Source organism: Polaribacter septentrionalilitoris, from assembly GCF_009832745.1.
Classification (GTDB): domain Bacteria; phylum Bacteroidota; class Bacteroidia; order Flavobacteriales; family Flavobacteriaceae; genus Polaribacter; species Polaribacter septentrionalilitoris.
Genome location: NZ_VRMJ01000041.1, coordinates 420,486 through 437,074, shown reverse-complemented (window position 1 = coordinate 437,074; position 16,589 = coordinate 420,486). Strand labels below are relative to the sequence as shown.

Below are 16,589 nucleotides of genomic sequence, written 5' to 3'. Positions count from 1 at the left end.
TAATGAAAAAAATATTAAAAATAGAAAAAATAGCAGCCTTTATTTTGGTTATGGTTGTGGCTCTATCTTCTTGTACTAAAGATTTAGACATCACACCACAAGATGACCAAGATTTACTAGGGGAAGATTTCTTTGCAAATGAAACCTCTTATAAAAGGCTTTTGGCTGGTGTTTATGCTAACCTATCATTAACAGGTGTTGATGGTCCAGAATCATCAAACATACAAGGGTTAGACGCAGGTACAAGTCAGTTTGGTAGAGTTTTATTATACCTACAAACATTATCTGCAGACCAAATGATTTGGTCTTATGAAAATGACCCAGGAACAAGAGAAATTCAACGTAATATTTGGAATGCTGATGTTCCTATTATTCTAGGTATGTTTGGTAGAAGTCATGTTACTATTGCTTTTGCTAATAATTTTTTAAGAGAAACTACTGATGAAAAATTAGACTCAAGAAATGTTTCTACTGCAACAAAAGCAGAAATTCAAACGTACAGAGCTGAAGCTCGTTTGTTAAGAGCAATGTCTTACTACTACATGATGGATTTATTTGGTCAAGCAAACTTTACAACAGAAGTCGATGCAATAAATGCTGCACCTAAAGCATACAACAGACAACAATTATTTGATTATATTGAAAGCGAGCTTAAAGCTATTGAAGGTGATTTATTAGATCCAAAAATGAATGAACATGGTAGAGCAGACAAAGCTGTAGCGTGGATGATTTTAGCCAAAGTTTACTTGAATGCTGAAGTATATATTGGACAACCAAAATATACAGAATGTATAGATTACACTAAAAAAATTATTGGTGGTGGTTATTCATTAGCAACTAATTATTTACACAATTTCATGGCAGATAACAATACTAATTCTGCTGTAAATGAAATTATCTTTCCATTAATATCTGATGGTATAAATACTAAAAACTATGGGCCAACAACTGTAATGATTAATGGTTCTGTAGGAAGTATAGAAGGTAATGGTGCATCTTTAGGAGTTAGTCCTGCTGGATGGGGAGGCGCTTTACGAGTAAGAAAACAACTTGTAGAATTGTTTGAGCCAAGTATCTTTAATAATGATAACAGAAATACAATTATTTCTTCTGGAAGAAGTAAGGAGATTACAGATATTTCTGATCAAGACCAAGGATATATTTTAGCAAAATACTCTAATTTAACATCAACTGGAGCACCAGGATCAGATGTTGGTTTAACTTTTGCTGATACTGATTTCCCATTGTTCAGACTAGCTGACGTGTATTTAATGTATGCAGAAGCACATTTAAGAGGTGGTTCAGGAGCTAATCCTACAGATTTAACCAATTATATAAATTCACTAAGATCTAGAGCTAATAATCCACAAAATAATTTAACACTAGCTCAAATAGACTTAGACTTTATTTTAGATGAAAGAGCAAGAGAATTACACTGGGAAGCTCACAGACGTCAAGATTTAATTCGTTTTGGCAAATTTACTGGAGGTAACTACAATTGGGCTTGGAAAGGAAATGGAACAAATGGTATCGCACTACCATCAGATTTTAAATTGTATCCAATACCTGCTGCAAGTTTAGCATCTAACCCTGCTTTATCTCAAAATTCTGGATATTAATAAAACAAAACAATGATGAAAAATATAACAAAATTTTCAGCCATCACACTAATTGGATTATTTATGATTCTCTTTAATTCATGTGATGATAACTCTGAACTATTTACAGTTTCTTCTACCACTACTCCAGCTGTTTTAGCTGATTTAGGTTTCACAGATTTAACTTTAGATCCTGTAAACACAAATAACCCAGCAATTACATTAAACTGGCAACCTGCAGATTACGGAATACAATCTTCTATTAACTATGCAATACAATTTTCTAGTGATGATGTATTTACAACTCCTGTAGTTGCTGCAACTGTAACTGGAAGAACTTCTGTAACATTATCTATCAGCGAAGTAAACACTGCTGCTGGTAATGCTGGTTTAAATCCATTTGAATGGAAAAATGTTTACATAAGAGTTGTATCTTCTTTAGGTACTCAAGACGGTTTAGCTTCTATGTCTAATGCAATTAATGTAAATGTTTACCCTTATTTCAATTATACATTTGACGATTACTTTTTAGTTGGTAATGGTGTAGCTCCAGGTTGGGATAACAATCAAAGCGATTCAGCTACTCAAAATCCACCTCTATTTAGAGATGAAACTGATAGTAATGTATTTTACTTTACTGGTTTGATTAAAAATGATAGTGGAGATTTTGGTGAAGGTAGATTTAAAATTTTAGAAACTAAAGGTCTTTGGCAACCTCAATGGGGAGATTCTAGAGATGAAGGTAGTGATGACCCTGCTCAAAGCGGAAGTATTGCTGGTAACCCAGGCACTCAGTCTGGTGACCCAGGTAGATTTGGTGTAACTAGCACAGGTTACTATACATTTATGGTAAACTTCTCTACTAAAACTTACACCTTAGTTCCTTTTAATGCGAGCAATGCAACAAGTCCAGCTTCTCTAACAATAGATGGTACTAGTGCCTCAAATGTTACCATGAATCAACTATCTTTTGATAGTCATTTATGGTATGCAAATAGCGTTAGACTTACACCTGGTGATATGGAATTTGTAACAGACTCAGGAGCAAAATGGGGGAACTCAACCTCTTTCTCTGGTGTGGCAACAGATGGTGGTGGAGCAATCCCTATTGTTGTTGAGGATGATTATGATGTTTGGTTTAACGACTTAACTGGACGTTATATATTAATCCCATTAAATTTATAATATCAAAATAATTTAAAAGATACAAAATGAAAATAATTATAAATAAATTAAGCTATTTACTTTTATCATTTGTTCTAATTCTTGGAGCATGTGATGTAGAAGATAGTTTAACAATTACAACTCCAGATCCTGAGTTTACATTAGATACTCCTGGTATTAGCAATGTGTTTTTAAATTTCTCATTGCCAGACAATCCAGCATTTACCATTTCTTGGCAAGATGAGATTTCTGGAGGTTCAGACTATACTGTAGAAATGGCTACAGATACAGAATTTACAACTCCTATTTCTTTAGGAAATACTACAAACAGTAATTTTTCAATGACTGTGAGTGATTTTAATCAAGCAATTAATAATGCAGGTATAACAACATTTAGAGATGTTGCCATATATATGAGGGTTAAAACCGATAATTTAACAAGTAATAATATCTTATTATTAGTAACAACTTATCCTGTAAATGCTCCTGCTATTACTGGGGTTTCAGATGGTGATAGTTTTGTACTATCTGTTGCGAATAATGATGTTGTTGCTTTAACAATGGGATGGAATGATCCTATATTAGACTCTTCTTTAAATGTAGATGTTGAATATGTTGTTGAAGCTGATTTACCTGGAAGTGACTTTGCTAATGCTGTAGAAGTGACTATGGTTAAAAATACAAACTCAATTTCTTTAACTAATATTCAATTAAACAGAGTTGCTTTAGAAGCAGGAATCCCTGTAGATACTGCTGGAGATTTAGAAATGAGAGTTAGAGCAATTATAACTGATACTAATACAAATGAAGTTTTAGAGAGAATTACTTCTAAAGTTACCATTAACGTTACTACTTATTTAACAGTGTTAGATTTATCTAGTACTTGGGGAATAATTGGTTCTGCTGCCAATGATTGGGGAGCTACTCCAGATTTACCATTCTTTAAAACAGATGTAGATGGTGTTTTAGTTGCTTATGTTAACTTAATAGATGGAGAGATCAAATTTAGAGAAAATAGTGATTGGGCGAACAATTATGGTGGAGACAGTTCTACAGGTGGTGCTTTAGTTTCTGGAGGATCTAATATTGCTGTTACTGCTGGTTCTTACAAAATTACAATGGACTTGAATAACTTAACATATTCTATCGAATCGTTCTCTTTAGGATTAGTTGGTTCTGCTACAGAAAATAGTTGGGATGGTCCTGATATGGTGATGCAATATGACCAATATTCTGATGTCTTTAGAGCTATCGTAACTTTAACTGATGGCGAAATGAAATTCAGATTAAACAACGATTGGGGAACCAATTGGGGTGATGATGGTGTTGATGGAACTGCTGATGCAGGTGGAGCAAACATTGTTATAACTGCTGGTAATTATATAGTTACTTTTGACATGAAAGACCTTACTTACACTCTAGAAAAAATAGACAATATTTGGGGATTAGTAGGTAGTGGAGCTCCTAATGGTTGGGATGGTCCTGATGCTCAATTTACAAGAGATTGGTCTAAGCCATTTAACGATATTTGGATTTTAGAAAATGTAGCAGTTACTGCTGGTGAAGTTAAATTCAGAGCTAACAATGCTTGGGATATTAATTATGGTGATAATGGTAATGATGGTACCCTAGAAGCTGGAGGTGCTAACATACCTACAGATGCAGGAACATTTACATTTGTTCTTGATTTCTCAGATCCTAATGCACCTACGTATACTAAAAATTAATAACTAACTTAAAAAAGGGTTACTCATATATATGGGTAACCCTTTTTCATTTTTAATTCAGCTTATGAAAAAAACTACCCTATTACTACTATTTTTAACTTCCTTAGCATATGGCCAAGTAACAATTACTCCAAATGTTTTCGAAATAACCCAATCAATAACGATAAGCTTAGACGCTAATAGTTCTGCAACAGATTGTAATGGATTGAATAGCCCAACAAAAGTATATATGCACTCTGGTGTAGGTATAACAACAAATGCCTTTGGTACTAGTGTGGTAGGAAACTGGGGGAAAGACGATGGTATTGGGGAAATGACTCTAAATACAAGTAACAATCGCTGGGAAATTACAATTATTCCAAAAACTTATTACGGATTAACAGATGCACAAGCTAATACTATTACCAAAATGGGAATGGTATTTAGAAATGCTGCTGGTTCACAAGAATTAAAAGATAACGGATGTTCAGATTTTATTTTTAATGTAGGTTCTTTTCAACTCACATTAAATTCACCTTCAACCTCAACAACAATTTTAAATTCTGGTGAAGACTTAACCATAAACGCTACAACATCATTAGCTGCAAACTATACATTAAGAGCAAATGGATCTACAATCGATCAAAAATCAAATATTACAAATTACACTTACACTTCTGCTGTAACTCAAAACACAAACTATACTTTAGAAGCTTCAAACAATGGCAACATTAAAAGTACTAATTTTCAAGTCGTTGTAAGACCTACTCCAACAGAAGCCGCAGTTCCTTCTGGAATGAAAGACGGAATCAATTTAAATCCATCAGATAACACAAAAGCAACACTTGTTTTTTATGCTCCAGGAAAAGATTTTGTTCATGTAATTGGTAGTTTTAACAACTGGCAGATTAACGACAGTTATTTACTAAAAAAAGACAGCAGCAAAGATCGTTTTTGGATTGAGCTAACAGGGCTAACTCCTCAAACAGATTACTCATATCAATATATAATTGAAGCAGATTTAAAAGTAGCAGACCCCTACTCTACTGTAGTGTTAACACAATTCAATGACCAATATATAGATGCTACAACATATCCAAATTTACTAGCATATCCTACTGACAAAACAACAGATCATGTTACTCTTTTAAGAACAGGTGACACCCCATATAATTGGCAAGAAACCAATTTTCAAAAACCAAAAAAAACAGATTTAGTAATCTACGAATTGCTAATCAGAGATTTTGATGCGCTTCATTCTTTTGATGCAGTAAAAGCACGTTTAGATTATTTACAAGATTTAGGAATAAACGCTATAGAGTTTATGCCTTTAAATGAATTTGACGGAAACGAATCTTGGGGATACAACCCATCTTTTCATATGGCTCTAGATAAATATTATGGAACAACAAATGCTTTTAAACAATTGGTTGATGAATGTCACAAAAGAGGAATCGCTGTAATTGTAGACGTTGTATTTAATCATGCAACAGGACAAAATCCTTATTATAGAATGTGGAATACAGATAATGGAGGCTATCAAGGACAAGCAACTGCAGAGAATCCTTTTTTCAATGCAACTGCACAACATCCTTTTAATGTGTTTAATGACATGGATCATTCTAGTCAAGCCACTAAAGATTACGTAAAAAGAATTACTCAATATTGGATAAAAGAATATAAAGTAGATGGTTTTAGATATGATTTATCTAAAGGATTTACTCAACGCTTTACAACCAATGTAGGAGTTTGGGGTACTTATGAAGCAAATAGAATTGCCATCTTAAAAAAATACGCAGATTACCAGTGGGAAGTTGATGCTGACTCTTTTGTCATTTTAGAACATTTTGCTGATAACAATGAAGAAACAGAGCTTATTAACTATCGTTTAAACGAAGGAAAAGGAATGATGGTTTGGGGCAATATTCATGGACCGTATAAAGAAGCTGCTCTTGGTGTACATGATAATAATAAATCTAATTTCGATTGGATTTCATACAAAAACAGAGGATGGTCTGCACCGCAAAACGTTAGCTATATGGTAAGTCATGATGAAGAAAGACATATGTATGATGCCAAATTATTTGGAAAATCTAATGGGGCTTACAATATAAAAACAGAAGCTACTGCTCTTGATAGAATGGAATTAAATGGAGCCTTCTTTTTTACTATTCCAGGTCCTAAGATGATATGGCAGTTTGATGAATTGGGTTATGATATTAGCATTGATCAAAACGGAAGAACAGGTAATAAACCTATTTTATGGAATTATTTTGAAGAACAAAACAGAAAAGATGTATATAATCTTTGGAACAAATTAATTCAATTAAAACTAAAGTATGATATTTTTGAAACCTCGAACTTTACTATAGATGCAGGTAATCAAAATGGATTAAAAAAGATACAATTATCAGATGCTTCTGCTACTGACATACAACACATTAATGTAATTGGTAATTTTGGTGTAACAACACAAAGCATAAACCCTGTTTTTCAACAAACAGGAGTATGGTATGATGTTTTAAACAACAATCAAGTTTTGAATGTAACAAATACCAATAGTTTAATTTCTTTAGCTCCTGGAGAGTTTAAAATCTTTGCGAATAATGCTGCTGTACTTTCATCAGAAAACCCATTATCAAATACAGAAATTATGATTTATCCTAATCCAGTTAAATCATCCTTTAAATTAAATATCAATAGCAACAATATTATCATTTATACTATTAATGGGAAAAAGGTTAAAGAATTTTCTGGTAAATTTTCAATTAATAAAAACTTTAATGTAGAAGATTTAAAGAAGGGTTTTTATCTTTTAGAAGTTAAAAACAATAAAGGAAAAACTTACAAAAAGCTTCTAATTGAGTAACTTAGGCCTAGAATAAAAAACACAGCATTTGTATTTCTACTTTTCATAATGTATATTTGTAACTACGGCGTTCTTTAGAAAATGCTATTCTAAAAAAACACATTATGAAAAGTATTATTTCAAAGGTATTTGAATTTGGGGGAATTCAAAACTTAAAAAATAATAAACTCCATTTTGCTATACTTATAATATTTGCTTTAAGTTTAACCAATAATACAAACGCACAAACCATACCAAGCACAGGCTCATCTGCAACCACATGTGGAGACTGTACACCAACAGGGTGGTTAGATTTTTTAGGTACACCAGATATTTCTAACGCAACCTCTGCTGGTGGTCAAGGAACTATTGGAGAAGAAGCCTCTTGGTCAGCAACTCTTCTTCCTCCTCCAACTGGTGATCAAACCTGGATTACTATGAAAGATTTGGGAGGTAACGGAACAGAAGAGTCAGTAAGAACTTCAATGGGAGATATTGTATCTGGTAAAGTTTACAGATTGACCCTTTATACTATGACTGCCATAAGCAACCCTGATGGAGGTGTAGCCAATGATGAATACTATGGAGGAACCTACAAAACGAAATTCGATTACCAAATTGGACGAAATGCAGCCAACTTACAACCAAGACAAGTAGTATCTGGCTTAACTCAAGATTCTTGGGGAAAAACTTTCTTTTATTTTATAGGAGATCCTGATGTGGATGATACAATGGTTTTAAATGTTTTTCCTGGAGAATATTCTGCTTACGCAGGCATTGGAACAACTACACCAGAAAACCTATTTGTTGAGCCACTTCATATTGCTGCAGAACTTAATGCTCTTGACGAATTAGATACTGATGGAGACGGAATTCCTGATACTGTAGATATAGATGATGATAATGATGGTCTTTTAGATACAGACGAATTAACGGTTAGTGGTACAACATACGACCCTTTAGGGGATGAAGATGGAGATTTACTTCCTAATTATTTAGATATCAGAGATGACAATGGAACTTCTGATGGAAGTACAACCGATTATAATGATATTAATGGTGATGGTATTCCTGATATTTTTGATTTTGACAAAGATGGTATACCAAATCACTTAGATTTAGATGCCGATAATGATGGAATACCAGACATCATAGAAGGCCAGCCTACTGCTACTTATATAACTCCAACTGGTGTTGTAGGCGCTAATGGGTTAGATAGTGCCTTCGAAAATAACGATACTCCAAGCGCAACAAGTTATACTGTTGTAAATACAGATAGTGGTGTAGATACCATTCCAGATTATTTAGATTTAGATTCAGATAATGATGGTACAAGTGATGAAATCGAAGCTAATTCTATACTTACTGGAGAATTTGGAGAAAATGGTTTAGATAACGCTTACGATATTGGCGACAACTACACAGACTCCAATGGAAGCTTTGATAACACTCAAACCGATAATTTCCCAGACACTACAGTTGGTGGAGATGTAAATTGGAGAGATAATGCAACAACTGTTGGTAAGGATACAGATGGTGATGGAATTTTAGACAATGTAGATATAGATGATGATAATGATGGAATTTTAGATACTATAGAATGTACAACTTCCTCCACGTCTGCAAGCAATGCTTCAGGGATTCAAGCCGAAACAAGTATCACAAATTCTGCTAATGCAATTGGCTCTGGAGACACCTATGCTGTTTTAAATGATGTTGGAGACAGCTTAACTATCGATTTAAATAGCGATACAGATGTAGCAGACAATACTATAATTTTCATAGAATCTTCTGTTACCGTAAACATTAATCACACAATGAGAGTAGAGCAATCTGCTGATAATATTACGTTTTCTAATCAAAAAATATTTACGTGGACAGCTACAGGAACAGATGAAAACAAAGAATACAAATTAGACGGAGTTGCTAGATATATTCGAATTCGGTTAGAAGTTGATGATGGAGGAACACTACAAATAGACAATGTTAGTTTCGAAGGTTTTGTAATTACTTGTGATGATGATAATGACGGCATCCCAAATGAACTCGATTTAGATTCAGATAATGATGGAATCCCAGACAATATCGAAGCTCAAACAACAGCGGGCTATGAGGCTCCTCTTGGCACAGATGATGATGGAGATGGTTTAGATGATAGATATGACGCAACTTTTGACACTGGTGCTGCTGGTTCGTTAGGATTAACGCCTAACAATCACGATACTATAGATACACCAGATTATTTAGATTTAGATTCAGACAATGATGGTACTTCAGATAGAATTGAAGCAAACCTCTCTTTAAGCGGAAGTCCAGGAGCCAATGGTTTAGACTCTAATTATGACAATGGAGATAATTATGCAGATGTTAACGGTAATTTTGATGACACTCCTTACAATGATTTTCCAGACAATCCCTCAGGTGGTCAAATAGACTGGAGAGACGATTCTACTCAATTCTCAGATAATGATAATGATGGTATTCCTGATGTGGTTGATTTAGATGATGATAATGATGGTATTTTAGATACTGTAGAAAATGATAATTGCATCACTTTTTCAAAAACAGGTTTAACCACAGATACTGAGGCCACAGAATGGGAAAATGTATTAACTACTTTTTCCTCAATAACTACCCTAGAAAATTTTGATTCCTTTACACCTGGAGATAATATCAACTCTTTATCATACAGTGGTTTCACATTGAGTCACACCCCTACAACTGCAACAATTAACAATGCAGCCTCAATTTATGGTATTTCACCTTTTTCTCCTGCCCAACATGTACAAGTCCCTGTTGGTGGTACACCAAACACTATAACTATTACCTTTGACAATCCAACAGTTGGATTTGCTATAAAACTTGGAGACATTCATGATGGAACAGGGTTATCAGAATTAACCATTAATGTAGATGGAACTGATATTTGGAATAGCTCAGTTGTTTATGTTGGTGGCACAGGGTCTGTAACAAACACAATAGATGGTACAACTTCTATTACAGTTGGTAATAACATTTACAATCATTTTGGGTATTATAATCCATCAAATCCAATTACAACAATAACAATTACACTTAATGGTGTTGGAGCTGGAGATAATTTTGTTTTTGATAATATCTCATATATCAACGAAGAATGTGCAGGATCTAAAGACACAGATGGAGATGGAATCCCAGATTTTAAAGATTTAGATTCAGATAACGATGGTATTCCAGACAATATAGAAGCTCAAACTACAAATGGATATATTATTCCTAATGGAGTATATGGTTCAAATGGAGTAGACACAGCTTATACTGGTGGTTTAACACCAGAAGATACAGATGGTGATGGTGATGAAGATTATTTAGAACTAGATTCAGACAACGATGGTTTGTTAGACAATACAGAAGCTGGAGTTACATTAACAGGTATTGTTGGTAACAATGGTCTAGACAATGCTTATGACAATGGAGATAATTATACAGATGTAAATGGTAATTTTGATGGCTCACAAACCGATAACTTCCCTGATATCGATAATGATGTCTTTTCTGGAGGAGATCTAGATTACAGAGACGAAACATTCACTATAGACACAGATGGAGATGGTGTAAATGATGAAATAGATTTAGATGACGATAATGATGGTATTTTAGATTCAATAGAAATAAGTACTAATGGAGATTGTATTGGAGCTGATAAAATTTTAGACTGGGGAGATACCAGTGAGTTTGGTGGCAACACAACCACAGAAGACCCAACAACTTTAAATGGAGGTGTAACTACAGAAAGTAAAGTAGACATTACAATTACTAGAACCACTACAGTTGGTAGTGATAGTACTTATGAAATTGATAATGATGCAACTGTATCTAATGGAACAAATGCTTATATATTTACACAAAGAGCTGCAATTGCTGCAACATCAAGACATACATTTACTTTTAAAGTACCTGTAAAAGATTTAGGTTTTACTATCTATGATATCGATGAAGATAATGGTGCTGGCGGAACTTCTAAAGACAAAGTCGAAATTGTAATTACACAACAAGATGGTAGTACTTATACTTTGCAACCAGCCGATTACAATCTAGGTGCAACATCTATAACACTAACAGACGTAAACACATTTGAAAATGCTGCTGCAAGTGGAGACAACAATGAAGATATCACCATAACTTCTATTCCTGTTTACATTACCAAATTACAAATAGTTTTTTCTAATACAGGTACAGGATCTAATCCAGTAGCCCCTACAGATCAAAGTCTAGCCATAGGTAATTTCACCTATTGCTCACCTTTAGATTCAGACGGAGATGGTGTGTTTGATTACCTAGATTTAGATGCTGATAATGATGGAATTCCAGACAACATAGAAGCACAAAGTACCAATGATTATATCCAACCATCGGGTAGTTTTAACTTATTTGGAATAGATTTAGCATATGATACCGGTTTAACAGCTGTAGATACAGATGAAGACACAATTCCAGATTATTTAGATTTAGATTCTGATGGAGATGCAACAAATGATATAGATGAAGGAATTATAAATGAAGCGCTTCCTGCAAATTCTGGAGGAAGATTTACAGGTAATGTTGGGGCAAATGGTTTATTAGATGACTTAGAAAATGCAGATACAGATCAAGGCTATACAGATGTTAATGGAATTCACGTAGACCCAAAAACAGATGCTTTTTTAGACGATGCTACAGATAGCGATGTTTTAATTGGTGGCGATCTAGATTATAGAGATGATATCTTAGGTGTAGATACAGATGATGATGGGTTTGCCAATTCTAATGACATAGATGATGATAATGATGGTATTCCAGACATCAACGAAAGTAATGGTAATGATCCTGATGGTGATGAAGATAATGATGGAACCTTAAACTATTTAGATACTTCAGATGATGGTAGCGGAGGTCCAGGAGGAACAACAAATTATACTGATACTGACGGAAATGGAATTCCAGATGTATTTGATTTTGATGGTGATGGCGTTCCAAATCACTTAGATATAGATTCAGATAACGATGGTATACCAGACAATGTAGAAGCACAAACTACCACAGGTTATGTCCCACCTGCAACTGCTGGAGACACAGATACAGATGACGATGGTTTAAATGACGCTTACGACCCAGATTGTACACCTTGTGGATCAATTACAGGTGTAGATTTATCAACACCAAACAATCACGATTTAATAGACAATCCAGATTATCTTGATACAGATTCTGATAATGATGGTACTTTTGATATCTCAGAAAATCAAGTATCTAACGCTGTTGACGCCACTTTAGATGAAAACACAAGTAATTCTTCAGATGGTGTTCCAGATGGAATTGTAGATCCTAGCAATTTTGTAGACACAGATGGTGATGGGTTAGCAGACATTTTTGAAGGTGTAGACAATAACGATAGTTATGATGTAAATGATGAAATAGACATACCAGAATCGGACTTACCAGATGTAGATTCTGATGTTTTAACCACTGGCAATGTAGATTTTAGAGATGATACTCTAGACCCAATAACACCAGGTATAACAAATGGTATTCTTTGGCTAAGAGCAGATAGAGGAATTACAGAAGTTTCAGATGAGGTTACCTCTTGGGTAGACCAAACTACACCATCTTTTACAGCTTCATCTCCAACAGGAGAAGCACCAGATAGATTAGACTCAGGTTCAGGCTTATTAAACTTTAACCCTGTAGTAGATTTTGACGACACTAATTCTGAAGACTTAAGAATTACGGGAGGTATTTTAGGAAATGGATCTACTTATGATAATTTATGGTCTTATGTAGTTGTAAATCCAAACACTCATAAAAATTCTTTTGTTTTTATAGAAGCTGTTCAAGGATCAAATGTAAACTATCATAATAAAATAAGTAATGATGCACCAAATGACCCTCTAGTTTGGAGACAACGCTTTGGTCCAAGTGGTACTATTTTTGCTACAAACAATCCACCAAATTTCTTAAACAATTATTCTTTATATACTTTTGGTACTGCAGTAGATCCAACAAACTCTCCAACCGGATTTGAACAAGCCAATCATCAATTAGGTGAAGTTTTAAATTCTACAAGCGCTAATACAGTTGCCACCATAACTGGTAGTGGTGCTAATATGGGTATTGGAAGCAATGGAGGTGGAAGTAATAGATGGTGGGATGGTCAAATTGCAGAAATTATGATTTTTAACGAAAAACCAACTGCACTCAAACAACAATCAGTTGAAAGTTATTTAGCAATCAAGTATGGATTTACGCTAAGTTCAGTTTCTTATAGTGGAGATATTATAGAAGGCGATTATATTTTAGCAGACCAATCTACAAAAGTTTGGGATTATACAGCAAACAGCAATTATCATAACGATGTTGCAGGTATAGGTAGAGATGATGTTATGGATTTTATTCAAAAACAATCTAAATCTGTTGGGGTTAGTTCAGATGCTATAATAACAATTGGTTTAGGAGCAATAGCTGCGTCAAACAATGCTAATGCCAATTCATTTAACAACAATAAAGATTTCTTAATGTGGGGTAATGACAATGGAGGTTTATTAGACACAGACACCTCTACATCAAAACTTATTTGTGCTCCAGAAAATACTTTAGGAAGAACTTGGAAAATTGTTGAAAATGGTTCTGTAGGTTCTGTACAAATAGCCGCAAGCCAAAGTATTATAGATGCAGCATTAAATACAGGATATACTATTAAAGCCCTAAAAGTAGCTGATGATGCTGCGTTTACAACAAACGTAGAATACATAAAATTGACAGCTACCACAATAAATTTAGAAAATGTTTACGAGGCGAATTACGATTTTAACGGCACAAAATATTTTACATTTACAGAAATAAACGGTATTTTCTGGACTGGTGCAGAAACCGTAGAAGCAGATAGATGGAATGGTGGTTTTAATGCTGGCAAACCAACAACAAATATAGCAGATAAAGACAAAGTAATGGTAATAGATGCCCAAGGCAGTTCTAATCACCCAACTTTAACAGAAGATGCAATTGTTGAGTGTGTTTGGATTAAATCAGGCTCAAAATTAATGGTTGCTGACAATAAATATTTAGAATTTGATGAAGATTTTATTTTAGACGGTGAAATTAAATTATTAGGAAATGGACAATTAGTACAGACGCACACTGGTTTATCTAATGTACAAGGAAATGGAAAATTATACAGAGATCAAGCTGCAATTGTACCAAGTATTTATAGATATCACTATTGGACATCTCCAGTAAGAGAGTTAAATAAAAACTCTTTTAGAGTTGGCCAAGTAATGTTTGATGGTAATGTACCCACTTCAGAAACTTCCACTGCAAGAAGTATCAACTGGACTGGAGATGGTAATATTTATGATGGTGCAACAGGAACTGTTTCACCAGATGTACCTATTAAAATTGCACCTTATTGGATATATTCTTTCCTTAATGGTCAAGTACAGTCTGATTGGGTACAAACATTCGAAACAGGTATTTTACAAAGGGGGCAAGGTTACTCTATGAAAAGTACTGGACAAAACCCACAAAACTTTACATTTATAGGTACGCCAAACGATGGTTCTATTACATTCAATTTTACTGCCAATAAAACAAGTCTATTAGGAAACCCATATCCTAGTGCATTAGATGCGGTGAACTTTATAAGTACAAATCTAAGTTCAATTGATGGTACATTATATTTCTGGGAACATACTGGAGAAGATAGCTTTAGCCCTTCCAGTTCAGAAGGACACAATTTAACAGGCTACCAAGGAGGATATTCCCAAAGAAATATAGCAATGGGTATTGCAGCAAATAGTGTACCTGCTGTTGCTCCTTTTACTTTTGATTTCGAAGATGCTACCGATAATGTTACAGATGTTCAACAAACTGTAGAAGGTTTTACGGTTACTTATACAACTTCTAACAACAAACAAGATTTAGATACTACAGAAGATGAAGCTGGAAATACAACTGGAAATTACTTAGATTTAAATGATGAAATAGATGCTACTTACACCTCAACCCTTTCATTTAATAAAGCCGTAGATGTAGTTAGTATTTTCATCGCCAAAAAAGGAACTGGGCAAGATGTAGAAGTTACTTTTAGCGATAACGGCACTGGTAATGATGATGTTACTCACATTTTAACAGACTCAGACACAGATGGAGTTACCATTACCCTAAATTGGGTAGATGTTTTCTCTTTTACCATTTCTGCTGATAATGATTATAATTTAATTATTGATGATCTTAAATTCAGAGAAGGGAATTTACCTGGTATTGGTGATGGTACTTATCATGCCCCTAACAGGTATATTGCTGTCGCTCAAGGTTTCTTTGTCTCAGCTTCTCACAGTGGTGGTGAAGTAAGATTCGAAAACTCTATGAGAAACTTTGAGACTGATATTTTTGTTACTGATGGAAGTGGTGGTGGAACTGGAACCTATTTCTTTAAAAATGAAAAAAGTGAAAAATCTGCAAAAACCAATACAAAAAACCAAAATAAAACTGATTTATTACCTGTTTTAAAATTAGGATTCAATCATATTGGCACTAATAACATTAATTTACATCGACAAATTGGAATATCTTTTAGAAGTGGCAATACATTTGATTATGATAACGGTTATGATAGTGAAGTCTTCGACATTGGATCTACAGATTTCTATTGGCATTTCCCAGATTTTTCTGATAAAAAACTCATTATTGCTGGGGTTCCAGAAATATCTGATAAACTTGAAGTTCCTTTAAGTATTGTAATTGACAACAACAATACATTCAGTATAGAAATAGATCATCAAAGAAATATTGATAGAGATATTTACATTCATGATAAAGTAACTGACATTTACCATAAATTATCAGAAGAAAAACCTATTGAATTTAACCTGCAAAAAGGAACTTACAATGACCGTTTCTTTATCAAGTTTAATAATCAATCTGAATCAGCTTTAAATACAGATAAAAATATTATTAATAATGAATTAAATATATATCTAAACAATAGTTCTAAGCATATTATTCTTCAGAACAAGAACAATCTAAACATCACTAATCTAGAAATATTTAATACTCTAGGTCAAAGACTTAAAGAGTGGAAAAATACAGAAAATAATCATACATCTAAATTTGACATAAGCAACCTCTCCTCTACTGTATATATTGTAAAAGTAAAAACAGATAAAGGAGTTTTTACAAAAAAAATTATCAAACAATAATTTTTAAAACCACTAAGAATCACAAAAAAAAGAGCAAGTATTACTTGCTCTTTTTTTTACA

General features: G+C 33.8%; 5 protein-coding genes. All 5 read left to right on the top strand.

The window, feature by feature from the left end:
• Nucleotides 1-2: 2 nt before the first annotated feature.
• The 5 genes from FP421_RS12090 (at nucleotide 3) to FP421_RS12070 (ending at nucleotide 16,528) form a co-directional block, all read left to right on the top strand.
• Complete coding sequence (locus FP421_RS12090; protein ID WP_159950953.1) at nucleotides 3-1,619, top strand: RagB/SusD family nutrient uptake outer membrane protein; 1,617 nt, start codon at nucleotides 3-5, stop codon at nucleotides 1,617-1,619.
• Nucleotides 1,620-1,631: 12 nt separating this feature from the next.
• A complete protein-coding gene (locus tag FP421_RS12085) occupies nucleotides 1,632-2,783 on the top strand; it encodes a SusE domain-containing protein (RefSeq protein ID WP_159950951.1) in 1,152 nt (383 codons plus the stop codon).
• Nucleotides 2,784-2,809: 26 nt separating this feature from the next.
• Nucleotides 2,810-4,489, top strand: a complete 1,680-nt coding sequence (locus FP421_RS12080; RefSeq protein ID WP_159950949.1) for a SusE domain-containing protein — start codon at nucleotides 2,810-2,812, stop codon at nucleotides 4,487-4,489.
• 64 nt (nucleotides 4,490-4,553) lie between these two features.
• The gene (locus FP421_RS12075; protein WP_159950947.1) at nucleotides 4,554-7,337 is read left to right on the top strand and encodes an alpha-amylase family glycosyl hydrolase; all 2,784 of its coding nucleotides are present in this window, start codon (nucleotides 4,554-4,556) and stop codon (nucleotides 7,335-7,337) included.
• 104 nt (nucleotides 7,338-7,441) lie between these two features.
• A complete protein-coding gene (locus tag FP421_RS12070) occupies nucleotides 7,442-16,528 on the top strand; it encodes a T9SS type A sorting domain-containing protein (RefSeq protein ID WP_159950945.1) in 9,087 nt (3,028 codons plus the stop codon).
• Nucleotides 16,529-16,589: the final 61 nt, after the last annotated feature.